Raw genomic sequence first — 21,730 nt, 5'->3', positions numbered from 1 at the left:
AGGTTTTGCAAGCCGTCCAGTTGCAAGAGCGGCGAGAATGCTCACAATCTCGTCATTGTGAGCATTGCCGCCGAAGGAAGGTTAGACCCAGAAAGACGGTAGGGTTTCGGCAAGCCGCGGTCCGATGCGCAGCGGCGCAATCTTTTCAGCCAGTCCGGTGCGGTCGGAAATCTCGACACCGACACCGCAGATCGTTGCAGGCCCGCTTGCCGCCTCGAAGCGCCCCTTCGGCATCTTGGAGATGAAGCGGTTGATCGGCTCTTCCTTCTCCATGCCGAGCGAGCTGTCATAATCACCGCACATGCCGGCATCCGACATATAGGCGGTGCCGCCATTGAGGATTTGCGCATCCGCCGTCGGAACATGCGTATGGGTGCCGACAACGAAGCTTGCGCGGCCGTCGACGAAATGGCCAAAACACTGTTTTTCGCTGGTCGCCTCGGCATGAAAATCGAAAATGATGGCGTCGGCCTGCTCTTTCAGCGGGCAGGCGGCAAGAATAGCCTCGGCCGACTTGAAGGGATCATCAAGTTCCGGATGCATGAACACCCGGCCCATAATGTTGGCGACGAGGATACGTGCGCCGTTACGGGCGTAAAAAATGCCTGAGCCCTTGCCAGGCGTACCATCGGGATAATTGGCGGGCCGCAGGAACTGGTCATGGCGCTCGCAGAAGGAAACCGCCTCCTTCTGGTCCCAAACATGGTTGCCTGTCGTTACCACATCGGCGCCGGCATTGATGGTCTCGAGATAGATATCCTCGGTGATGCCGAAACCGCCGGCGGCGTTTTCACCATTGACGATGACGAAATCGAGCTTCAGATCGGAAATCAGTCCCGGCAACCTGTCCCAGACCGCCGTGCGTCCGGTCTTGCCCACCATATCTCCGAGAAAAAGAAGTCTCATTCACCGCCCCGTTTTGCGTATGTTCTTTGGATTGCGTCCCTCTAGCGGGTAATCCGTGTTTTAAAAAGTGCTAAAACGCCTTTTGCCCCTGATCGGGCATCGACCGCCGTGCGGAAAACCAGCGCAGGCCGCTCTCCGTCAGAATTGCATCAAGCGGCACGTCATGCGGCTCCGCCGGCACCGACGGTACTTCCTGACAATCAAAGGCGACACCGATGAGAACGGGGCTCCGACCCTTGCCATGCAATCGTGCAATGGCGCGGTCATAGTGGCCCGCGCCATAACCGATACGCTGACCCTGCCCGTCGAAAACGGACAGCGGCACGAGCAGAATATCCGGATCGAGAACATCTGCATCGGCCCCCGGCCCGGTCGTGCCGAAGCCGGTCTTCACCAGTGTGGTATCCGCGTCGAAGGTGCGGAAAACGATGGTTTCGCGGTCCAGTACGACGGGAAGCACAAGACGCCCGCCCCTTGCCCGCAGCGCCTCCATCAGCGGCCGGATATCGGCCTCGGAACGGATCGGCATGAAACCGGAAATGATCGCGCCCGGCGCAAAGGAGATGGCGGATGCGCCATGGGCGGTCACCGCCTGGCTTTTTTCCTGCCGCTCGGCCTGCGTCAGCGCATCACGCGCGGCAAGCCTTTCGCCGCGCAGTCTTGCTTTTTCGGCAATGTCGCCAGACATCAGGCGGCCCGGCTCACAAGCACCTTATCGATACGATGGCCGTCGAGGTCGATGACTTCGAAACGCCAGCCGTTGCGGGTGATGTGCTCGCCCAGTTCCGGCAGTCGACGGAACTCATCTAGCACCAGACCGGCAACAGTCTCGAACTCGGCGTCCTCGTCGATCTGGAACCCCATGCGGTAAGCAAATTCATCGGCCGGCATCCAGCCGGCGACGAGGAATGAACCATCCTCGCGCTCGACCATTGCCGGCTCCTCGTCGTTATCTTCCTGGAATGCGCCGGTGATGGCCTCCAGAACGTCGCCGGAGCTGACGATACCTTCGAAATGGCCGTATTCGTCATAGACCAGCACCATATGCACGGTCGAACGGCGCAATGACTGGATGACATCCACCGCGCTCGTCAGGTCCGAGACCACAGGAACTTCGCGCAGGAGCTCGCGCACATCCAGCTCCTTGCCGGAGGCCAGCGCATCAAAGGCGTCCTTGGCGAAAAGCACGCCGAGAATTTCATCGGAAGCGCCGTTGCGCACCGGCAGGCGCGAACGCTGGGTGCCGCGAAGCTGCTCGCGGATTTCTTCCGCGCTGTCTTCGATATCGACCACTTCCACGTCACGGCGCGGCGTCATCAGGCCACGCGCATTGCGGTCGGCAAGACGCATGACGCTGGTGATCATCGCCGATTCCTCGGTTTCGATCACGCCGGCGCTATGGGCCTCGGCCAGAACCGTGCGAATTTCGTCGTCGGTCACCGAGGCGTTGGACTCGCCGCTATGGCCAAGAAGGGCGAGGACGGCCTTGCCCGACTTGTCGAGCAGCCATACCAGCGGCGCGCCGACCCGCGACAGCATCACCATGGTTGGCGCGACGCGGGCGGCAACCTTTTCGGGATCGCGCAACGCGATCTGCTTGGGCACCAGCTCGCCGACGATCAGCGACAGATAGGTAATGGCGACAACCACCGAACCGACACCGATCGCATCGGCGGCACGATCGGGAACACCCTGTTCCAGAAGCCATGCGGTGAACCGGGCGCCGAGTGTGGCGCCGGAAAACGCACCGGACAGAACGCCGACCAGCGTGATGCCGATCTGCACCGTGGAAAGGAAGCGTCCGGGATTTTCGGAAAGGCCGAGCGCCATGGTGGCGCCTCTGCTGCCCTGCGCGGCAAGCACCTTGAGCCTCGCCGGTCTGGAGGAGACAACGGCAAGCTCGGACATGGCAAGCACACCGTTCAATACGGTGAGCAGGACCACGATCATAATTTCAGTAAACAAGTTTAGCTCTTTGGGCTGTTGAACGGCACGTCGCGGTTTTGGCCGCAGCGCCCCTTTTATAAAAGGGCATGACAGACATACCAATCCGGATAATAGGGAATTGTTCCGCCATTGCAATGACGGCACTATAAAAAAGCCGTTCCCGGCAGTAGTTAAAAATAACTGTCGACGATAAAATAATCAGGTGAAGAACCGGGGTTGACCCGAAACTTCAAGCGCGATCCACGGCGACCGATGGAGATTTACGATCCTGGGTGCCTACAAAAGTAGGTGGGCACCGTGTGTCCAGCCCCACGGGACTGGCCAGGGACAGCTCCCTTTGGATCGAGTATGGCCCCAGGGATTGTGGTTCCTGTCGGGAAGCGCAGAACGCATCCAAGATATAGGACGGATCGGGGAAAACCGCCAGAGGGGCGGTGCGAAATTTTGCCGCCTCAGAACTCTTCAGCCAATCAATGCGCTGCGGGCTTCGGCCGGGCCAGCAGTTTGTCGGTTATTCCGTTGAGGCGATCGGCCAGATCGCCGATGGCAAGCGCCACCATCTCGTCCGATTTCGCCTTGTGCTCGGCCATGCCGTCGCGGTTGCGGGACAGGGAGGTGACTTCGCCTTCCAGCTTCTCGAGCTTACGGTTGATTTCGGAAAGCTCGTCCATCACCATGATGCCGGCCATGACGGTGAGCCTGAGATCGCCGATTTCACCAAACTGGCTCTTGAGGTGCCCGACATAACGGTCAAAACGCGTGGCAAGGTCGGTGAGGTGATCTTCCTGCCCCGCCTCGCACGCCATGCGATAGGCCTTGCCGTCGATCATAACAGTGACTTGCGCCATGAAACCGCTCCTATCGATCCAGCACCGCGCGGATCGTTTCCATCGCCGTCACCAGACGGCGGGAAACCTCGCGGTTGACTTCTTCAAGACGGTTGGCGCGAAACTCGGCCTGATCCAGCTCCTGCGCCAGTCTGGCGCGGTCGACATGGACCCGTTTGACCTCATTATCGATCTCGCCCGTCTCCCTTTGCCGCTCGATACGCATATCGATGGCATTTTCGAGATTTGTGATGGCAGCATTCAGCTCCGTCAGCGCAGATTGTACGGTCTTCTCAGCCGACATCGTTTTTTCCAACTCGCACGCCACCGGGCGAATCGTCCGGTTTCAGGCCTTTTCAACAATCATGAGGTTATTACCCGATTTATCATCCCGTCAATCAAACCAGTGCATTGAGACGTTTTGCTCTGTGGATGAACGAAGGGATGTCGGCCCATATCGCACGAATTTTGTCAGGACACCCGGTTTTCTAAACGATTTTTTCTCCCGCAGCGAACCGCAAACGCCCGTGGATTTATTGACTTGCCGGCCTCACCTGCTATGGATCAACCCGCTTTTTGGATAGTTGCGTAAAACTATCTCCTTTCACCCGGAAACAGACGGAAAAGCCATGATTTCTCGCGACAAACACAACCGGATGGCAAATGCGATCCGCTTTCTTGCCATGGATGCAGTGGAGAAGGCCAATTCAGGCCATCCCGGTCTGCCGATGGGCGCAGCTGATGTCGCCACCGTTCTCTTCACCCGTTACCTGAAATTCGATCCCAAGGCGCCGCTTTGGGCGGATCGTGACCGCTTCGTGCTGTCGGCGGGCCATGGTTCGATGCTTCTTTACTCGCTGCTCTATTTGACGGGCTACGAGGACATGACGATCGACGAGATCAAGCGCTTCCGTCAGTTCGGCTCCAAGACCGCCGGCCATCCCGAATATGGCCATGCGACCGGCATCGAAACCACCACCGGCCCGCTCGGCCAGGGCATCGCCAACGCCGTCGGCATGGCGATCGCTGAGCGCAAGCTGGAAGAGGAGTTCGGCTCCGACCTGCAGAGCCACTTCACCTATGTGCTGTGCGGCGACGGCTGCCTCATGGAAGGCATCAGCCACGAAGCCATCGCGCTTGCCGGCCACCTGAAGCTCAACAAGCTCGTTCTGTTCTGGGATGACAACAACATCACCATCGACGGTGAAGTTGGCCTTTCCGACAGCACCGACCAGATTGCCCGCTTCCAGGCCGTTCACTGGAACACCATCCGCGTTGATGGCCATGATCCGGACGCGATTGCCGCCGCCATCGAAGCGGCGCAGAAATCCGACCGCCCGACCTTCATCGCCTGCAAGACCGTGATCGGTTTCGGCGCGCCCAACAAGCAGGGCACCCACAAGGTGCACGGCAACCCGCTCGGCGCAGAAGAAATCGCCGCTGCGCGCAAGAGCCTCAACTGGGAAGCCGAAGCTTTCGTCATTCCGGAAGACGTGCTCGATGCATGGCGCCTCGCTGGGCTGCGCTCTACGAAGACCCGCCAGGACTGGGAAGCCCGCCTCGAAGCCGCTGAAGCTGGCAAGAAGGCCGAGTTCAAGCGTCGTTTCGCCGGCGACCTGCCCGGCAATTTCGACAGCTCCATCGATGCCTTCAAGAAGAAGATCATCGAAAACAACCCGACGGTTGCCACTCGCAAGGCCTCGGAAGACGCGCTCGAAGTCATCAACGGCATCCTGCCGGAAATGGTGGGTGGTTCGGCTGACCTGACGCCGTCCAACAACACCAAGACCAGCCAGATGAAGTCCATCACGCCGAGCGACTTCTCCGGCCGTTACCTGCATTACGGTATCCGCGAGCACGGCATGGCAGCGGCGATGAACGGTATCGCCCTGCATGGCGGTCTCATCCCCTATGCCGGCGGCTTCCTGATCTTCTCCGACTATTGCCGTCCGTCGATCCGTCTTGCTGCGCTCATGGGCATCCGCGTCGTCCACGTTCTGACGCATGATTCCATCGGCGTCGGCGAAGACGGCCCGACCCACCAGCCGGTCGAGCAGATCGCCGCGCTTCGCGCCATTCCGAACCTTCTCGTCTTCCGCCCGGCGGATGAAACCGAGACGGCGGAATGCTGGCAGCTGGCTCTCGAGCAGAAGCATCGTCCGTCTGCTCTGGCGCTTACCCGCCAGAATCTCGCGCCTTCGCGCAAGGAATATGAAGAAAAGAACCTCTCCGCTTATGGTGCTTACGAGCTCGTATCGGCAAGCGACGCGAAGGTTTCGATCTTCGCCTCCGGTTCGGAAGTCGAAGTGGCGCTGAAAGCCGCTGCAACGCTGAAGGACAACGGCATTTCGGCCCGCGTCGTCTCCGTTCCCTGCTTCGAACTCTTCAAGGAACAGCCGGAAACCTATCGCAATGCCATCATCGGCAAGGCACCGGTGAAAATCGCGGTGGAAGCCGCCATCCGCCAGGGCTGGGATTATTTCATCGGCTCCGACGGCGCTTTCGTTGGCATGCATTCCTTCGGTGCGTCCGCACCGGCGAAGGATCTCTTCAAGCACTTCGGCATCACGGCGGAAGCCGTTGTCGCCGCAGTCGAGGCAAAACTCGCGTGAGGGCCCCAAGCCCTCACCATTCAAGCAAAGACCAAGCCATATCTTGATCGGGAGACTGTAAATGACTGTAAAAGTTGCCATTAACGGCTTCGGCCGCATCGGCCGCAATGTTCTGCGCGCCATCGTCGAATCCGGCCGCACCGATATCGAAGTCGTTGCCATCAACGACCTCGGCCCGGTTGAAACCAACGCGCACCTGCTGCGCTACGATTCGATCCACGGCAAGTTCCCGGCTGACGTGAAGGTCGAAGGCGACACCATCATCGTTGGTGGCGGCAAGCCGATCAAGGTAACGGCTGTTCGCGATCCGGCAACGCTGCCGCACAAGGAACTGGGCGTCGATATCGCGCTCGAATGCACGGGCATCTTCACCGCCCGCGACAAGGCGGCTGCCCACCTGACCGCCGGCGCAAAGCGCGTCATCGTGTCTGCTCCGGCTGATGGCGCTGATCTCACCGTCGTTTTCGGCGTCAATGACGACCAGCTGACCAAGGACCATCTGGTCATTTCCAACGCATCCTGCACCACCAACTGCCTCGTGCCGGTTGTGAAGGTTCTCGATGACGTCGTTGGCATCGACCATGGTTTCATGACCACGATCCACTCCTACACGGGCGACCAGCCGACGCTGGACACCATGCACAAGGATCTGTACCGCGCCCGCGCCGCAGCCCTGTCCATGATCCCGACCTCGACCGGTGCAGCCAAGGCCGTTGGCCTCGTTCTGCCGCACCTCAAGGGCAAGCTGGACGGCACGTCCATCCGCGTTCCGACCCCGAACGTTTCGGTTGTCGACTTCAAGTTCATCGCCAAGCGCGACACGACGGTTGAAGAAGTCAACGAAGCGATCAAGTCCGCTTCCAACGGCAAGCTGAAGGGCATTCTCGGCTATACCGAAGAGCCGCTGGTTTCCCGCGACTTCAACCATGACAGCCATTCGTCGATCTTCGCGATCGACCAGACCAAGGTCATGGAAGGCCGGTTCGTGCGCGTTCTGTCCTGGTACGACAATGAGTGGGGCTTCTCCAACCGCATGTCGGACACGGCCGTCGCCTTCGCGAAGACCATCTGAGCATAAATCGCTCCATCAAAAGACCGGCAGGAGCAATCCTGCCGGTTTTTGTTTGCCGAAAAAAAGCCGGCGGGATTGAGGGATCCCGCCGGCGCCGATCCTGAAGCAAGGCGGGGACGCTTCGGATCGAAAACGGTCGCCGGCCGAAAAACTGGCCGTTCCCCAATACGACGGATGAGACAATCGCATCCGTCATCTTTTATTGTTGATGATGACCGGGCCACGGTCGCCGGCATTGCTCCAGATCGTATCGAAAGTCTGCTGCCGCAGTTCGCTTTGCTGCATCGAAAGCTTCATCATGCAGTCTGCAAAATCACGCGAACCTTCAGGGTAACCAAATACCCGACAGCGTTCGCGTTGGGCGGCCATGTTTTCAGCTGTCTGCTCCGTGCTGGAGCAACCCGAAACAATCGAGCCTGCCGCCAGTAATATAATGATGGATATTCGTTTCATCCGATCGCTCCGGTAATGATGAAAAGCAATTCGGAGGTGACAACTAGCGCAGCTGGATTATCGCTATGTTACGTGAAAACACGGCTGACGAATCTATTTCGGCAATCTTCCTGTCCACCCCAAGCAAAAGCTTCAGACGCAGAACAGACGTTGCTTCAAGCGGTGCACCTTCATCCGCTCGCCGAAAAAATTCCCATTTCCTGCCTTTGTCTGGTCCATTTTGAGACCGACAAGAAACACAGGGACAACGGTCGTGCGCAATGCACTTCGGCCCTGCCGTATCATTCGATACACCCCGCCTTGCGTCGCCTTTCAACGCCAACAACTCAAGCGCTGACAGACCGCAACCCGTGGCGCATTGGCTGCAGACGCGCAGAGCATTCATTGCGGCAGCCAACGCGGTTTGAATGAGGCGGTGGACGTGGAATCATTTTATCTTCTGTTGCTGGTGGCAACTGTTCTGGTTCTCGTCGCAGCCTTTTCCAGCCTCATCGCCTTCCGGTTCGGCGCGCCGCTGCTACTGCTCTTTCTGATGATCGGCCTTGCCGCGGGCGTGGATGGCCTCGGCATCGAATTCACCAACAATCCGCTCGCCTATATGCTCGGCTCGCTTGTGCTTGCCGTCATCCTTTTCGATTCCGGTTTTGGCACGTCGATACAATCCTTCCGGCTTTCGGCAGCACCCGCTGTCGCACTCGCCACAGTCGGCGTCATCCTTACTTCCGTCTTTTTCGCTGGCGCGGCCGCGCTGCTGCTCGGGCTTTCCTGGCTGGAGGGACTGTTGCTCGGCGCCATCGTCGCCTCCACGGATGCGGCGGCCGTATTCTTCCTGCTGCGCATCGGTGGCATTCACATCCGCGATCAGGTGCGCTCGACGCTGGAGGTGGAGTCCGGCACCAACGATCCCATGGCCATTTTTCTGACCGTCGCTCTGGTCGAAATCATTGCCAAGGGTCAGGGGCTGGCAGGCATAGACAGCGGTTTCCTGCTGCTGTTCATCGAAGAAATGGGCCTTGGGGTGATTTTCGGCCTGCTCGGCGGCCTCATGATAGCTACCGTGGTCAATCGCTTCGCAGCCGACCGCGGGTTGGCACCAATCTTCGTGCTGGCGCTGGCGCTGCTGGTCTTTTCCTTCACCGGCGCAATCGGCGGCAGCGGATTTCTCGCCGTCTATGTGGCGGGCATCGTTGCCGGCAACCGCAGGATTTTCGCCAAGGAGACCATACGGCGTTTCCATGAAGGGCTGACCTGGCTTGCGCAGATCATCATGTTCCTGATGCTCGGCCTTCTCGCCACGCCGTCACAATTTCCGGCAATCGCCATCCCGGCCGTGCTGCTGGCACTTTTCCTGATCTTCGTCGCCCGCCCGCTCGCAGTGTGGCTCAGCCTCATGCCCTTCAGCTATACCCAGCAGGAAACATCCTTCGTGGCATGGGTCGGCCTGCGCGGCGCGGTTTCCATCCTGCTTGCCATCATGCCCATTCTTGGCGGGCTGGATGATGCGCAGATCTATTTCAACGCCGCCTTCATCATCGTTCTGGTATCGCTCCTGGTGCAGGGCTGGACAATCAAGCCGGTGGCAACAAGGCTGGGGCTGATCGTGCCGCCACGCATGGGCGACGTCGACAAGCTGGAAGTGGACCTTCCCGGCACCGCCAATCACGAACTGATCTCCTACCGCGTCGCCAACGGCAGCGCCATCATGCAGGGCGAGCGAATTCCACGCTGGGCGATGCCTTCGCTGGTGGTGCGCGACGGCAAGTCGATCCGTTACCAATATGCCGGCCGGCTGCGGGAAAACGACCTAGTCTATCTTTTCATTGCACCCGGTTATTCGCGGCTGATCGACCGGCTGTTCGCCAGCGCCCTGCCGGTTGCCGATGACGATGCCGATTTCTTCGGCACCTTCCTTATCTCCCCCGCCCGACCGGCCAAGGAGCTGGATGCGGCCTATGGCCCCGGCCTTATTTCTCAGGCCGAACAGGCGATGAGCATTGCCGAATTGATCGAGGCGCGCCTTTCCGGAAAAGCCGATTATGCCGACCGCGTCCGCCTCGGCTCCATTGTCCTCATCGTCCGGACGCTGGACGAACATGAGGCCATCACCGGCATCGGTATCTCACTGGAACCAGTCGAGCCGGCCACCAGCCTGCCGATCTTCATCAGCTTCGGCGAGATCATCCGCCGGGTGCGCGACCATCTGGCGCAACGGCGTCAATCGCGCTCCGGCAACGCTATCGAAGACACTGCCGCACCTTCGAACGCCGTGAGAGAAAATGAGGGCTAACCGGCTTGCGTCGGCAATCAGGCATAGTATGGTCCGTGCCGAACTCGCAACAAATCAGGATCGACCCATGCCCGCTTTCAAGACCATCGACGACCTTAACGACATTGCCGGAAAGCGCGTTCTCGTCCGCGTTGATCTCAACGTGCCGGTTGCGGATGGCAAAGTGACGGACGCGACCCGTATCGAGCGGGTTGCACCGACCATTCTGGAACTGTCCGGCAAGGGCGCGAAAGTCATCCTGCTTGCCCATTTCGGCCGGCCGAAGGGCGAACCGGTGGCCGACATGTCGCTGTCGCAGATCGTCCCGACCGTCAAGGAAGTGCTGGATCACGCCGTTTCCTTCGCAGCCGATTGCATTGGTGCTCCGGCAGCCGATGCGGTCGCGAAGATGAATGATGGCGATATCCTGCTTCTGGAAAACACCCGCTTCCACAAGGGCGAAGAAAAGAACGATCCGGCATTCGTCGAGGCACTGGCCGCCAATGGCGATATCTATGTGAATGACGCCTTCTCCGCCGCTCACCGCGCCCATGCCTCCACCGAGGGCCTGGCGCGCCACCTGCCCGCCTATGCCGGCCGCACCATGCAGGCCGAGCTTGAGGCGCTGGAAAAAGGCCTTGGCCAGCCGGTCCGTCCGGTGGTCGCCATCGTCGGCGGCGCCAAGGTGTCGAGCAAGATCGATCTCCTGATGAACCTCGTCAAGAAGGTCGATGCGCTCGTCATCGGCGGTGGCATGGCCAACACCTTTCTTGCCGCCCGCGGTGCGCAGGTCGGTAAATCGCTGTGCGAACACGATCTGGCGGAAACCGCAAAACAGATCATGATCGAGGCCGCGACATCCGGCTGCGCGATCGTCCTTCCGGAAGATGGCGTGGTGGCCCGCGAGTTCAAGGCCGGTGCGGCCAATGAAACGGTCGATATCAACGCCATCCCCGCTGACGCCATGGTTCTCGATGTCGGGCCAAAATCGGTTGAAAGCATCAAGGCCTGGATTTCCCGCGCGGAAACACTCGTCTGGAATGGCCCGCTCGGCGCCTTTGAAATCGAGCCTTTCGATGCGGCGACCGTTGCAGCGGCAAAACACGCCGCCGAATGCACGAAATCGGGCAAACTCGTTTCCGTCGCCGGCGGCGGCGATACGGTCGCGGCGCTCAACCATGCCGGTGTTTCCGACGATTTCACCTATATCTCGACGGCAGGCGGCGCCTTCCTTGAATGGATGGAAGGCAAGGAATTGCCGGGCGTTGCCATCCTGACCGCTGCCAAGTAAACTCATTTCACTTGCCTGACACGAGGCCGGACAAGCCCTGCTTGCCCGGCCTTGTTTTTTGGTAAGTGCACATGGGAGGAAAAGTTTCAAACGATTGAAATCATTTCAATCGTTTCAATGAGTTAGCGTGCCATTTCCCTGCCCTGGAACTTCTGTTATCGGGAATTTATTGTGCCTTGGGAGAATAGCAAATGACCGAACGTCTCGAAGACATTGCAATCAAAATGGTCGCCGACGGCAAGGGCCTGCTCGCCGCCGACGAATCCACAGGAACGATCAAAAAGCGTTTCGACAGCATTAATCTGGAGTCCACCGAGACCGCCCGCCGCGACTATCGCGAGATGCTGTTCCGCTCCGACGACGCCATGAAGAAATACATCTCCGGCGTCATTCTCTATGAAGAAACCCTGTTCCAGAAGGCTGCCGATGGCACGCCTTTCGTTGACATCATCAAGGCCGCCGGCAGCCTGCCGGGCATCAAGGTGGATATCGGTGCAAAGCCGATGGCTTACCACCCGCATGAATTCATCACCGAAGGCCTCGACGGTCTTTATGAGCGTCTGCGCAAGTACCACGAGGCCGGTGCCCGTTTCGCCAAGTGGCGTGGCGTCATCACCATCGGTGAGCAGCGTCCGAGCTGGGGTTCGATCAAGGCTAACTCCCAGTCGCTCGCCCGTTACGCCGCTCTCTGCCAGCAAGCGGATATCGTGCCGATCGTGGAGCCTGAAGTGCTGATGGACGGCGAACCCGGCACGCACGACATCGATCGCTGTGCGGAAGTCACGCAATGGGTCCTCCAGACCGTGTTCGCGGATCTGTTCGACGCCCGCGTCAACCTTGAAGGCATGATCCTCAAGCCGAACATGATCATCGATGGCAAGAAGGCCCGCAAGGCTTCGGTCGAGGAAGTGGCGGAAAAGACCGTAAAGGTTCTGAAGGCCACCGTGCCTTCCGCCGTTCCGGGCATCGCCTTCCTTTCCGGCGGCCAGTCCTCCGAAGAAGCGACCGCGCATCTCTCCGCCATGAATTCCGGTTACGACCTGCCCTGGTCGCTGACCTATTCGTATGGCCGCGCGCTCCAGGACACCGCACTCAAGACTTGGGGCGGCAAGCAGGAGAATGTCGCTGCCGGCCAGCGCGCCTTCACGCACCGCGCTGCCATGAACAGCCTTGCCGCCAAGGGCAACTGGAAACTGGAACTCGAAAAGGCCGCATAAGGCCCTTCGACATGCAGTCAAAATAATCAAAGCCGCCCCGCTGGGCGGCTTTTGCTTTACGGACGCAGCAAAAGCGTCGCCGACCAGATGACAAAGGCGGCCACCGCGATCTTCCAGCAATCGCCTCTTTTCTTAAGGCCCGGCAGACCCAGAGGCCGGATGATCTGGACCACCATCGCCAGCAGTAAAAAAAGCCCGATCGCCTTTGTCATTTATTGAGCCTTTTCTTTATTTCTGCATCGTCACAGGCTGGACATTTTTACCGTTCACCAGAAGAGTGCAACTCATTCGGGTAATCCCGTTCTATGGCCTGTCCGACCGTCCGTCCGAACGCATGAGAGTGTCTTCATGAGCAGAAATCTTCTACCCGTATTCGCTCTTTTATCCAGCACTCTGTTTCTTTTTCTCGGGAACGGCCTTCAGGGCCTCGTGCTGCCGGTTCGCGGTTCGGCGGAAGGTTACTCCAATGAAATCCTGGGCTTTCTCGGCACCTCCTGGGCGGCCGGCTTCGTCATCGGCTGTTTCGTGGCGCCCGCCATCGTTCGCCGTGCAGGCCATGTGAGGGCCTTTGGCTCCTTCGTTGCGCTGATCTGCCTGACGGTGCTGATGACCGGCCTGATCGTCGATGATGTCTGGTGGATTGCCCTGCGCGCACTTACCGGCTTCTGCACCGCCGGCACCTCGATGATCATCGAAAGCTGGCTTAACGAGCGCGCCACCAATGAGAGCCGCGGCATGATCTTTTCGCTCTATATCGCCATTACGCTGCTCGGCGTCGTGGCAGGGCAGATGATCGTGCCGATGGGCGACATCAGCAATACCTCGCTGTTCATGATCTGCGGCATCATCTATTGCATCGCCATTCTGCCAGCCACGCTTTCCAAGGCGGCAAGCCCCCAACCCTTGCAGAAGGTCAGTCTGGATTTACCGGCGCTCTACCGCAATTCACCGGTCTCTTTCGTCGGCATTCTGATGATCGGCATCGCCAACGGCGCTTATGGTACGCTTGGCGCTGTCTTCGGCGCACGGGCCGGCCTTGACCCGACCATGATCGCCATCATGGTCTCCGTCACCATTTTCGTCGGCGCGCTGGCGCAGTTTCCGGCGGGTCGCCTCTCTGACCGGATAGATCGCCGTTACGTACTGGCCGGGTTGGCCGGGCTCGGCGCGGTCGCGGGCCTTGCCGTCGCGGCGGTGCAACCCCATGATGTCTATGTACTGATTGCCATGATCGCCGTTTATGGTGCCGCTGCCAACGCGCTCTATCCCATTGCCGTCGCGCACGCCAACGACTATGCCGCCTCGGAAGACTTCGTGAAGGTCTCCGGCGGGTTGTTGCTGCTTTACGGCATCGGCACCATTATCGGCCCGACACTCGGCGGCGCGGTCATGACCTATTCCGGTCCCTATGCCCTGTTTCTGGTCACGGCCGTGGCCCACGTGCTGATCACAGCATATGCCATCATCAGAAGCCGTCAGCGCGCCGCCCTTTCAACCGACGAGAAAGACAATTTCTCGACGATGATGCCAACCACACCTTCACCGCTTGTTACGCCGGAAAGTATTGCGCTTGACCCGCGCGCGCCGCAATATTCCGAAGACGATGGCGACTATGTGGAAAAAGGAGCAGGCATATGAGCCTCTTTGACGATGACCGCCCGCAAAAACCCGTGGCGCATGAGATCGGCAGCGATCTCAGCCTTCTTTCAGTCGATGAGCTGAGTAGCCGTATCGATCTTCTGCAGGCCGAAATCACCCGGCTGGAGGAGGAGAGGACCCGAAAATCCGCCGGCCGACTGGCGGCGGAAAACCTCTTCCGATCCTGACAGAAATTAAAGAAAAACCCGCAGTCAATGCCCTTCGGCGGCAAGCTGCAGCGTTGATGGTAAACGGGAATGAATATTCTGGCGCAGTCTTTCGTTTACCATTAACCAAAAATTAAGCTTTCTGAGAGATTACTATACATGTCCAGTTCTTCTGGACCTCAGGCATCTTCTCCATACGGCGAATTGGTCTGATTTTTCTCCCTGTTTTACCTTGAGAGCCGCTTTCGCGGCTCTTTTTTTACCGCGCACCGGTTTCGGTAAAACTGTGGGTATTAACCCTTCTTTAATAATTGCCTTGCGCATTTCGGGTAAAGATACCATCCTGAAAACACTAAAAGGCCGGAACAAAACATCCGAGTCTTCGTTGCCTGACAGTGTGGTGCGTGAGCAGGGATTTAAAGAAATGTCGGAACAGGTTTTAAATACCATAAGCTTTGCGGGGCGCGCTGCTGCTTCCAACCAGTTCAAAACCCTCTATACTGAGGGCATGACTTTGGTTGAGGAAACGGCAAGCTATCTCGATGGCGCCGGCCGCGTTGCCTCGAAGGTTCTGCCGCGCATGGCATCGGTCCTTTACGCAGCAGAATCGATGCGTCTCACCACCCGCCTGATGCAGATGGCCTCCTGGCTGCTTCTGCAGCGCGCCGTCAACAATGGCGAAATGACGCGGGACCAGGTTCTGAGCGAAAAGAGCAAGGTGCGTCTCGACAGCTTCAATGTCGACCGCAATGCGCCGGGCTGGAACGACCTGCCGGAATCTTTCCGTGACCTCATCGAACGGTCGCTGCGTCTCCAGAACCGCATCGCCCTTCTCGACCGCGAAATATACCGTCCGTCCGAAGCCACCAAGGTGCCGGACAATGAAAACAGCGTGCAGGCGCAGCTCAATCTCCTGCGCACGGCTTTCTCCATCAACTGAGAAAAGACGACCTTATCCGGACAATTTGAAAAGCAGGCTCATCGGCCTGCTTTTTTGTTTTGGTATTATGTCGAGTGAACGCCACCACCAAAACAGGGCAACAAAAAAGCCCGGCAAAACCGGGCTTTTTTTAAAACGATCCGTCCGCAAGTGGATCAGAGGCCAAGGCCGCCGAAACGCTTGTTGAACTTGGAAACGCGACCACCGCGGTCCATAAGCTGCTGGTTGCCGCCCGTCCATGCCGGATGGGACTTGGGGTCGATTTCAAGGTTCATGACAGCGCCTTCCGAACCCCAGGTGGAGCGGGTTTCGTATTCGGTGCCATCGGTCATGACCACCTTGATCGTGTGGTAAGCGGGATGGATATCAGCCTTCATGACAATCTTCCTGGTTAAGTGACGTGCGGTCCATTGCCGCAATTGCGTCAATTGAGCCATTTCAATAAATGAAGCCATAGACCAGATGGGCTATGGCTTCCCAATTCGATGCGGAGCCTATACATGAAGGTCGCCGAGATAACAAGAGCCTGCCATACCCTTGTGAAAGGAGATGGCCGCCAGGGCAGGAATTTTACCGCACGCCGGAAATCTTCTCCCTAAATGGCCGAAAATGGCATGGAACGAGGAGCATCAGGCACGTGGCAGACATAGAAGAGCAGAAAGCAGCAAAACAGAGAAGCCTGAAGCCACTTCTCAGCCTGTTTCCCTATCTCAGGCGTTATCGCGGCCTGATGGCGGCGGCCCTTTTTGCGCTTGTTCTTTCTTCCGCCACCACGCTGGCGCTGCCGCTTGCCGTTCGTCGCATCATCGACCACGGTTTTCAGACGCCGGATGGCGGCATGATCAACAGCTATTTCGCGGTGCTTCTGGCAATTGCCGTCCTGCTCGCGCTCGCCAGCGCCATGCGTTATTATTATGTCATGACGATTGGTGAGCGGGTTGTCGCTGATCTGCGTCGCGATGTCTTTGCCCACCTCACCACGTTGTCGCAACAGTTTTTCGATAGTAACCGCTCCGGCGAACTGACCTCGCGGCTGACCGCAGATACGGTGCAGATTCGCTCGGCTTTCGGTTCATCGGCCTCGGTGGCACTGCGCAACATCATCATGTGTTGTGGCGCAGTGGTGATGATGATCTATACCAGCCCCGGTCTTTCCGGCCTCGCGCTGCTTGCCATTCCCTTCATCGTTTTTCCGCTGATCGCTTTCGGACGGTCTGTTCGTGCCCGCTCCCGCACGACGCAGGATACGCTGGCCAATTCTGCCGCCTATGCCTCCGAGACGATCGCCGCAAGCCGCACCGTGCAGTCCTTCAATGCCGAAGCGCTGGCGAATGCCCGTTACGGCACCTCCGTGGAAGCGGCTTATCAGGGTGCACGCGCGGCGATCGGCGCCCGCTCCATCCTCACCGCCGTCGCCATTGCGCTGGTCTTCGGAAGCGTTGTCGGCATTCTCTGGTATGGCGCGCAGAGCGTCCTTTCCGGCGGCATGACGGCAGGAACGCTCGGCCAGTTCGTGCTTTATTCGGTGATTGCCGCCAGCGGTCTTGGCCAGCTCTCTGAAGTCTGGGGTGAGCTGGCACAGGCGGGTGGTGCTGCCGAACGGCTTTCCGAGCTGCTGAATGAGCGCTCGCCCGTGATCGAACCCACGGCACCTGTTGCCATGGTTGAGCCACCGCGCGGCGAGGCCGAATTTGAGAATGTCGATTTCGTCTATCCACTGGCGGCGGGACGCCCAACCCTTTCCGGCCTTTCGTTCAAGGTCGGCGCCGGCGAGACGGTGGCCATTGTCGGCCCATCCGGTGCTGGCAAGAGCACGGTGTTTTCGCTGCTGATGCGGTTTTACGATCCGCAACAGGGCCGCATCACGGTCGATGGCGCTGATATTCGCGATGTCAGCCTGACCGATCTGCGCGCGCGCCTGTCCATCGTTCCGCAGGATGTGGCGATCTTTGCCTCCTCCATTCACGATAATATCGCTTTCGGCCGGCCGCAGGCGACTCGCGAAGAGGTCCGCGCCGCCGCCATCGCCGCACAGGCAGACAGTTTCATCGAACGCCTCACCGATGGTTATGACACGCAGATGGGCGAGCGCGGCGTGACGCTTTCCGGCGGCCAGCGCCAGCGCATAGCCATTGCGCGCGCCATTTTACGCGACGCGCCGATCCTGCTTCTCGACGAGGCAACCTCGGCGCTCGATGCGGAAAGCGAAACGCTGGTGCAAAAGGCGCTCGATGAGTTGATGAACACCCGCACCACCATCGTCATCGCCCACCGCCTGGCCACCGTGCTGAAGGCAGACCGCATTCTGGTGATGGATGACGGCCGCATCATCGAGGAAGGCACGCATCAGAGCCTCATTCGCCAGAATGGCCTTTATGCACGACTGGCCCGGCTGCAATTCCAGACCGGACCGGACGAGTTGCGCGCCCAGGCCTGAGCCGTTTAAGCTAGGACGCTGCGCCCCGCAACGCGACCCGAAAACAGGCAGCCGCCAAGAAATGTGCCTTCGAGCGCATTATAGCCATGCATGCCGCCGCCGCCAAAACCGGCCACTTCACCGGCGGCATAAAGTCCCGGCACCGGCTCACCGGCAGCATCCAGCACCCGTGCCTCAAGGTCGGTATGCAGGCCACCAAGCGTTTTGCGCGTCAGCACATGCAGGCGCACCGCGATCAACGGCCCCATCGCGGGATCGAGCAAGCGGTGTGGTTTTGCCGTCCGCATCAGCTTGTCGCCGAGATAACGGCGCGCGCCATGGATCGCGGTCACCTGCGCATCCTTGCTGAAACCATTCACGATTTCCCGGTCACGCGCTTCAATTTGCCGGCGGATATGATCGATATCCAGCCGCGCGTCGCCGCTGATGGCGTTCATCGCCGCCACAAGCTCCTCCAGCGTATCGCGGACAGCGAAATCCTCACCGCGCTCCATGAAAGCCCGCACCGGTCCCGGCGGCTCCTTGCCCAACCGTTTGAGCAGCAGCCGCACATCCTTGCCCGTCAGATCCGGATTTTGCTCGGAGCCGGAAAGCGCGAATTCCTTCTTGATGATCGCCTTGGTCAGAATGAACCAGCTATGACCGCTGCCGCGCTCGCCCAGCAGTTTTAGAGTGCCGAGCGTATCGAAGCCCGGCATGGCGGGGGCGGCAAGACGGTTTCCATCCGCATCGCACCAGAAGGATGAGGGGCCGGGCAGGATGCGGATACCGTGACCCGGCCAGATCGGGTCGTGGTTCTTCACGCCTTCCGTGTAATGCCACATGCGATCGGGGTTGATGACGGCGCCGCCCGCCGCCTCGGTGATCGCGATCATGCGGCCATCCACATGTGCCGGCACGCCGCAGACCATATCTGCCGGAGGCTTGCCCAGCCGCTCCACCGGCCAGTTGCGTCTTACCAGCTCCTGATTACCGCCAATGCCGCCGGAACTGACAATAACCGCCGAGGCCGAAAGGGTGAAATTACCCTCAACTTTTCGGCTGCTCTGTTGCCCACGCAACACCGGATCCGTTGCAAGGACCGCACCGGAAACGCCAATCACCCGGCCATCGGTCGTATCCAGATGGTCAACGCGGTGGCGGAAACGAAAAGTGAGCCAGCCATTTGCCACCATGACCTTCGCCTTTTCGACAAAAGGTGCCAGCACGCCAGGGCCGGTTCCCCAAGTGACATGAAACCGCGGAACGGAATTGCCGTGACCATCGGCAAGCGCTCCGCCGCGTTCAGCCCAGCCGACCACGGGAAACCAGCGCATGCCCATCCGGTGTAACCACTCACGCTTCTCGCCAGCCGCAAAATCCAGATAGGCTTCCGCCCAGCGGCGCGGCCAATGATCCTCGGGACGGTCGAAACCGGCCGAACCGAACCAGTCCTGCCTTGCGAGATCGAGATTGTCACGCACCCGCATCCGACGCTGCTCGGGGCTATCAACAAAAAACAGACCACCTAGCGACCAGAAGGCCTGTCCGCCGAGGTTCTGCTCGCCCTCCTGATCCACGACACAGACGCTCAGTCCTCGCTCGGCCGCCTCGGTCGCCGCCACCAGCCCGGCAAGCCCCGCACCGACGATGATCACATCATATCGCTCCATCAACCCCTCCCAGACATGACGGAATTACCTTTACGCGAACGTAAATTTACTTCCGCCAGAAGGCAACCACCATGATACCGCAGCGATGTCAGCGTTCGGTGAGCTTGAGTTCGATACGACGGTTCTGCTGGCGGGCTTCCGGCGTATCGCCTTCGGCAATCGGCTGAAACTCGCCAAAGCCGGCGGCAACCAGCCGGTTTGCCGGCACGCCCCTGGAGATCAGGAATTTCACCACCGAGGTGGCGCGGGCCGAGGAAAGTTCCCAATTGTCGCGGAAACGGCCGGACCCTGAAAGCTGAACATTGTCCGTATGGCCATCCACACGCAGGACCCAGTTGATCTCGGCCGGGATTTCCTTGGCGAGATCGATCAGCGCAGCCGCCAGTTTCTCCATTTCCGCCTGCCCGGCCGGATTGAGGTCATTGCCGCCGGAAGGAAACAGCACTTCGGACTGGAAAACGAAACGGTCACCAACGATGCGGATATTTTCGCGATCCGAGAGGATTTCGCGCAGCCGGCCGAAGAAATCCGAACGATAGCGGTTCAGTTCCTGCACTCGTTGTGCCAGCGCGACATTGAGGCGGCGGCCGAGATCGGCAATCTTGACCTGGGACGAAGTATCCTTGGCTTCCGATGCCTGCAGGGCGGCTTCCACTGAAGCGATCTGTGCCCTCAGCGCCGCAATCTGCTGGTTGAGCAATTCGATCTGCGCAGACGCACGGGAGTTGGCCTGCTTCTGGTCATCCAGCTCGCCGGTCAGGCTGCCGATCCGGGCATTGGCGTTCGCACTGCTGCCCGATCCCGCATCGAGAAGCGCCTGCAGGCGCGAACGCTCATTTTCCGATGAGGCGAGCGTCGATTGCAGGCTTGCCAGCGCGTCCTCAATATCCTGCTTGTTGCCCTTTTCCATGGCCAGAAGTTCGGTCAATTCGGCAATCTGGCTGTTGAGGCGCGTCAGTACCTCGTCCTTGCCGGTAATTTCCCGCGAGAGGACAAACTGCGCCAGCACGAAGACGGTCAGCAGAAACATGATGGCCATGAGCAGCGTCGACAACGCATCGACGAAACCCGGCCAATAATCCACACCCCTGTCGCGGCGGCGGTTGCGCGCAAGCGCCATGGCTACTCGCTCCCGTTATCGTGCCGGGTGCGTCCGGAGGATTTTGTTTCGCTGTCAATGCGCGTCGACAGCCGGTCGAGCGTGCGGCGAAGCGATTTCGATTCTTCCTGTTGCGCCTCGATCCAGTCGCGCAGCATCTGCTGTTCGCTGCGCATATTCTTGACGAGGCCCTGAATGCCTTCGGCAAGGCTGGTCATGGCCGCAAGCGAACGCTCGGTGCTGACCATGGCGCCGGCTTCAGCCTTGAATTCCCTTGGGCCCTCCACCGTCGTATCGGTGACAGAAGACAGCCAGTTTTCAAGCTGTGTATAAAAGCGGTTCTGGGCGCGGCCGGCCTGAAGATCGAGAAAACCGAGGATCAGCGAACCCGAAAGACCGAGAAGCGACGAGGAAAACGCCGTTCCCATGCCGGCAAGCGGTGCTGTGAGACCCGCTTTGAGCGAGCTTAGAATATCGTTGCTGTCGCCGGCGCTCGGATCAAGCGACTGGATGACATTACTGATGGCGCCGATGGTGCCGATCAGGCCCCAGAAGGTGCCGAGCAGACCGAGAAACACCAGAAGGCCGACGAGATAACGCGACGTGTCACGCGATTCATCAAGACGTGTCCCTATGGAATCGAGGATGGTCCGCTGCGTGACGGTGGAAAGCCGAACCTCGCCGCGCTTGCCGATCAGCGTGCTCATGGGGGCAAGCAGTTTGGGCGCACGACCGACCTTTTCGGCGCTGCCGGCAGCGCGGAAGGCATTAAACCAGCGTACTTCAGAGCGCAGGCTCATGGTCTGGGTAAACACCAGAATGATGCCGATGGCCAAAACGCCGAGAATGAAGCCGTTGAGACCGGGATTGGTCATGAAGGCGGTGTGCGCCTGCCGGTAAAGAATGGCCGCCAGGAAGCCGACGAGGATCAGAAACAGAACCATCGTCCACAGAAACGGTGTGGGGCTGGACAGCTTGTGGCTGTATTGCCGCGTGGTCACCGGTTTCTCGACGCCGAGATCAAGTAACTCCGAATCCGCCATAACGTTCGCATTCCCTTCGGTCACGTATCTAGCGGAAGCTATTTGAAAATTGCGACGATTTGAAGCGAAAAGCCGGTCTTTCGTCACAGGCATTTTACAAAACCGGAAGCGGACCGTGCGCAGAAAAACAAAAACGCCCGGCAAGGGTTCGCCGGGCGCCTGA

The 21,730-nt window shown here is 59.3% G+C and carries 20 protein-coding genes and 1 other RNA gene; 9 read left to right on the top strand and 12 right to left on the bottom strand.

What is annotated here, in order from left to right:
- Window positions 1–81: 81 nt before the first annotated feature.
- From M0412_RS14040 to M0412_RS14015, 6 genes are all read right to left on the bottom strand, one after another.
- On the bottom strand, window positions 82–906 hold the full coding sequence (locus M0412_RS14040) for a TIGR00282 family metallophosphoesterase (RefSeq protein ID WP_269699017.1): 825 nt from the start codon (window positions 904–906) through the stop codon (window positions 82–84).
- Between the two features lie 70 nt (window positions 907–976).
- Window positions 977–1,594 (bottom strand): 5-formyltetrahydrofolate cyclo-ligase, encoded by a 618-nt coding sequence (locus M0412_RS14035; RefSeq protein WP_269699016.1) that lies wholly within the window; start codon window positions 1,592–1,594, stop codon window positions 977–979.
- A complete protein-coding gene (locus M0412_RS14030) occupies window positions 1,594–2,856 on the bottom strand; it encodes a hemolysin family protein (protein WP_046799910.1) in 1,263 nt (420 codons plus the stop codon). Before M0412_RS14030 ends, M0412_RS14035 begins: the two co-directional genes overlap by 1 nt.
- 230 nt (window positions 2,857–3,086) lie before the next feature.
- Window positions 3,087–3,245, bottom strand: a non-coding RNA gene (gene ssrS, locus M0412_RS14025) — 6S RNA.
- Window positions 3,246–3,323: 78 nt separating this feature from the next.
- Window positions 3,324–3,701: a cell division protein ZapA gene (locus M0412_RS14020; RefSeq protein ID WP_046799911.1), complete on the bottom strand. Its 378-nt coding sequence runs from the start codon at window positions 3,699–3,701 to the stop codon at window positions 3,324–3,326.
- Between the two features lie 10 nt (window positions 3,702–3,711).
- The gene (locus M0412_RS14015) at window positions 3,712–3,984 is read right to left on the bottom strand and encodes a DUF4164 domain-containing protein (RefSeq protein WP_046799912.1); all 273 of its coding nucleotides are present in this window, start codon (window positions 3,982–3,984) and stop codon (window positions 3,712–3,714) included.
- Between the two features lie 325 nt (window positions 3,985–4,309).
- Here M0412_RS14015 and tkt point away from each other — a divergent pair, with 325 nt between their 5' ends.
- Window positions 4,310–6,292: a transketolase gene (tkt, locus tag M0412_RS14010; RefSeq protein WP_052819449.1), complete on the top strand. Its 1,983-nt coding sequence runs from the start codon at window positions 4,310–4,312 to the stop codon at window positions 6,290–6,292.
- A gap of 61 nt (window positions 6,293–6,353) precedes the next feature.
- Window positions 6,354–7,364, top strand: coding sequence for a type I glyceraldehyde-3-phosphate dehydrogenase (gene gap / locus M0412_RS14005; RefSeq protein ID WP_269699015.1), 1,011 nt, complete (start codon window positions 6,354–6,356; stop codon window positions 7,362–7,364).
- 192 nt (window positions 7,365–7,556) lie between these two features.
- Here gap and M0412_RS14000 read toward each other — a convergent pair whose 3' ends face one another.
- The gene (locus tag M0412_RS14000) at window positions 7,557–7,817 is read right to left on the bottom strand and encodes a hypothetical protein (RefSeq protein WP_269699014.1); all 261 of its coding nucleotides are present in this window, start codon (window positions 7,815–7,817) and stop codon (window positions 7,557–7,559) included.
- Between the two features lie 421 nt (window positions 7,818–8,238).
- Between M0412_RS14000 and M0412_RS13995 the strand changes: the two genes are divergently transcribed.
- From M0412_RS13995 to M0412_RS13985, 3 genes are all read left to right on the top strand, one after another.
- Entirely contained in the window at window positions 8,239–10,104 is a 1,866-nt protein-coding gene (locus M0412_RS13995; RefSeq protein WP_142841547.1) for a potassium/proton antiporter, read from the top strand.
- A 67-nt stretch (window positions 10,105–10,171) separates the two neighbouring features.
- Window positions 10,172–11,374 carry a phosphoglycerate kinase gene (gene pgk, locus M0412_RS13990; protein ID WP_269699013.1) on the top strand — a complete coding sequence of 401 codons (1,203 nt, stop codon included), beginning with the start codon at window positions 10,172–10,174 and terminating at the stop codon, window positions 11,372–11,374.
- A gap of 191 nt (window positions 11,375–11,565) precedes the next feature.
- Entirely contained in the window at window positions 11,566–12,591 is a 1,026-nt protein-coding gene (locus M0412_RS13985; RefSeq protein WP_142841549.1) for a class I fructose-bisphosphate aldolase, read from the top strand.
- A gap of 56 nt (window positions 12,592–12,647) precedes the next feature.
- Here M0412_RS13985 and M0412_RS13980 read toward each other — a convergent pair whose 3' ends face one another.
- Window positions 12,648–12,803 (bottom strand): hypothetical protein, encoded by a 156-nt coding sequence (locus M0412_RS13980; RefSeq protein ID WP_003497629.1) that lies wholly within the window; start codon window positions 12,801–12,803, stop codon window positions 12,648–12,650.
- A 136-nt stretch (window positions 12,804–12,939) separates the two neighbouring features.
- Here M0412_RS13980 and M0412_RS13975 point away from each other — a divergent pair, with 136 nt between their 5' ends.
- The 3 genes from M0412_RS13975 to M0412_RS13965 all read left to right on the top strand — a co-directional run bounded on the left by M0412_RS13975 (window position 12,940) and on the right by M0412_RS13965 (window position 15,336).
- A complete protein-coding gene (locus M0412_RS13975; protein WP_142841550.1) occupies window positions 12,940–14,229 on the top strand; it encodes an MFS transporter in 1,290 nt (429 codons plus the stop codon).
- Window positions 14,226–14,417 carry a DUF1192 domain-containing protein gene (locus M0412_RS13970; RefSeq protein WP_142841551.1) on the top strand — a complete coding sequence of 64 codons (192 nt, stop codon included), beginning with the start codon at window positions 14,226–14,228 and terminating at the stop codon, window positions 14,415–14,417. The genes M0412_RS13975 and M0412_RS13970 overlap by 4 nt, the downstream gene beginning before the upstream one ends.
- Before the next feature lie 403 nt (window positions 14,418–14,820).
- Entirely contained in the window at window positions 14,821–15,336 is a 516-nt protein-coding gene (locus tag M0412_RS13965) for a DUF1465 family protein (protein ID WP_137087995.1), read from the top strand.
- A 155-nt stretch (window positions 15,337–15,491) separates the two neighbouring features.
- On the opposite strand, the gene rpmE is transcribed toward M0412_RS13965, so the two are convergent.
- A complete protein-coding gene (rpmE, locus tag M0412_RS13960) occupies window positions 15,492–15,713 on the bottom strand; it encodes a 50S ribosomal protein L31 (RefSeq protein WP_003506183.1) in 222 nt (73 codons plus the stop codon).
- 260 nt (window positions 15,714–15,973) lie between these two features.
- Between rpmE and M0412_RS13955 the strand changes: the two genes are divergently transcribed.
- Window positions 15,974–17,773, top strand: a complete 1,800-nt coding sequence (locus tag M0412_RS13955; protein WP_269699009.1) for an ABC transporter transmembrane domain-containing protein — start codon at window positions 15,974–15,976, stop codon at window positions 17,771–17,773.
- A gap of 5 nt (window positions 17,774–17,778) precedes the next feature.
- Here the strand turns inward: M0412_RS13955 and M0412_RS13950 are convergent, their stop codons facing one another.
- The 3 genes from M0412_RS13950 to M0412_RS13940 all read right to left on the bottom strand — a co-directional run bounded on the left by M0412_RS13950 (window position 17,779) and on the right by M0412_RS13940 (window position 21,567).
- Window positions 17,779–19,425 (bottom strand): FAD-binding dehydrogenase, encoded by a 1,647-nt coding sequence (locus M0412_RS13950; RefSeq protein ID WP_269699008.1) that lies wholly within the window; start codon window positions 19,423–19,425, stop codon window positions 17,779–17,781.
- 88 nt (window positions 19,426–19,513) lie between these two features.
- The gene (locus M0412_RS13945; protein WP_142841555.1) at window positions 19,514–20,545 is read right to left on the bottom strand and encodes a peptidoglycan -binding protein; all 1,032 of its coding nucleotides are present in this window, start codon (window positions 20,543–20,545) and stop codon (window positions 19,514–19,516) included.
- A gap of 2 nt (window positions 20,546–20,547) precedes the next feature.
- Window positions 20,548–21,567, bottom strand: coding sequence for a flagellar motor protein MotA (locus M0412_RS13940; protein WP_269699006.1), 1,020 nt, complete (start codon window positions 21,565–21,567; stop codon window positions 20,548–20,550).
- Window positions 21,568–21,730: the final 163 nt, after the last annotated feature.

Origin of the sequence: Agrobacterium sp. O3.4 (assembly GCF_041414895.1) — a bacterium.
GTDB classification, from domain to species: Bacteria; Pseudomonadota; Alphaproteobacteria; order Rhizobiales; family Rhizobiaceae; genus Agrobacterium; species Agrobacterium cucumeris.
The sequence above is the reverse complement of the archived record's forward strand: the minus strand, read 5'-3'. Positions and strand labels throughout refer to the sequence as shown.

Coding starts and splice junctions, on each gene's coding strand:
- M0412_RS14040 (WP_269699017.1), bottom strand. CDS start 906: ATGAGACTTCTTTTTCTCGGAGATATGGTGGGCAAGACCGGACGCACG.
- M0412_RS14035 (WP_269699016.1), bottom strand. CDS start 1,594: ATGTCTGGCGACATTGCCGAAAAAGCAAGACTGCGCGGCGAAAGGCTT.
- M0412_RS14030 (WP_046799910.1), bottom strand. CDS start 2,856: ATGATCGTGGTCCTGCTCACCGTATTGAACGGTGTGCTTGCCATGTCC.
- M0412_RS14020 (WP_046799911.1), bottom strand. CDS start 3,701: ATGGCGCAAGTCACTGTTATGATCGACGGCAAGGCCTATCGCATGGCG.
- M0412_RS14015 (WP_046799912.1), bottom strand. CDS start 3,984: ATGTCGGCTGAGAAGACCGTACAATCTGCGCTGACGGAGCTGAATGCT.
- tkt (WP_052819449.1), top strand. CDS start 4,310: ATGATTTCTCGCGACAAACACAACCGGATGGCAAATGCGATCCGCTTT.
- gap (WP_269699015.1), top strand. CDS start 6,354: ATGACTGTAAAAGTTGCCATTAACGGCTTCGGCCGCATCGGCCGCAAT.
- M0412_RS14000 (WP_269699014.1), bottom strand. CDS start 7,817: ATGAAACGAATATCCATCATTATATTACTGGCGGCAGGCTCGATTGTT.
- pgk (WP_269699013.1), top strand. CDS start 10,172: ATGCCCGCTTTCAAGACCATCGACGACCTTAACGACATTGCCGGAAAG.
- M0412_RS13985 (WP_142841549.1), top strand. CDS start 11,566: ATGACCGAACGTCTCGAAGACATTGCAATCAAAATGGTCGCCGACGGC.
- M0412_RS13980 (WP_003497629.1), bottom strand. CDS start 12,803: ATGACAAAGGCGATCGGGCTTTTTTTACTGCTGGCGATGGTGGTCCAG.
- M0412_RS13975 (WP_142841550.1), top strand. CDS start 12,940: ATGAGCAGAAATCTTCTACCCGTATTCGCTCTTTTATCCAGCACTCTG.
- M0412_RS13970 (WP_142841551.1), top strand. CDS start 14,226: ATGAGCCTCTTTGACGATGACCGCCCGCAAAAACCCGTGGCGCATGAG.
- M0412_RS13965 (WP_137087995.1), top strand. CDS start 14,821: ATGTCGGAACAGGTTTTAAATACCATAAGCTTTGCGGGGCGCGCTGCT.
- rpmE (WP_003506183.1), bottom strand. CDS start 15,713: ATGAAGGCTGATATCCATCCCGCTTACCACACGATCAAGGTGGTCATG.
- M0412_RS13950 (WP_269699008.1), bottom strand. CDS start 19,425: ATGGAGCGATATGATGTGATCATCGTCGGTGCGGGGCTTGCCGGGCTG.
- M0412_RS13945 (WP_142841555.1), bottom strand. CDS start 20,545: ATGGCGCTTGCGCGCAACCGCCGCCGCGACAGGGGTGTGGATTATTGG.
- M0412_RS13940 (WP_269699006.1), bottom strand. CDS start 21,567: ATGGCGGATTCGGAGTTACTTGATCTCGGCGTCGAGAAACCGGTGACC.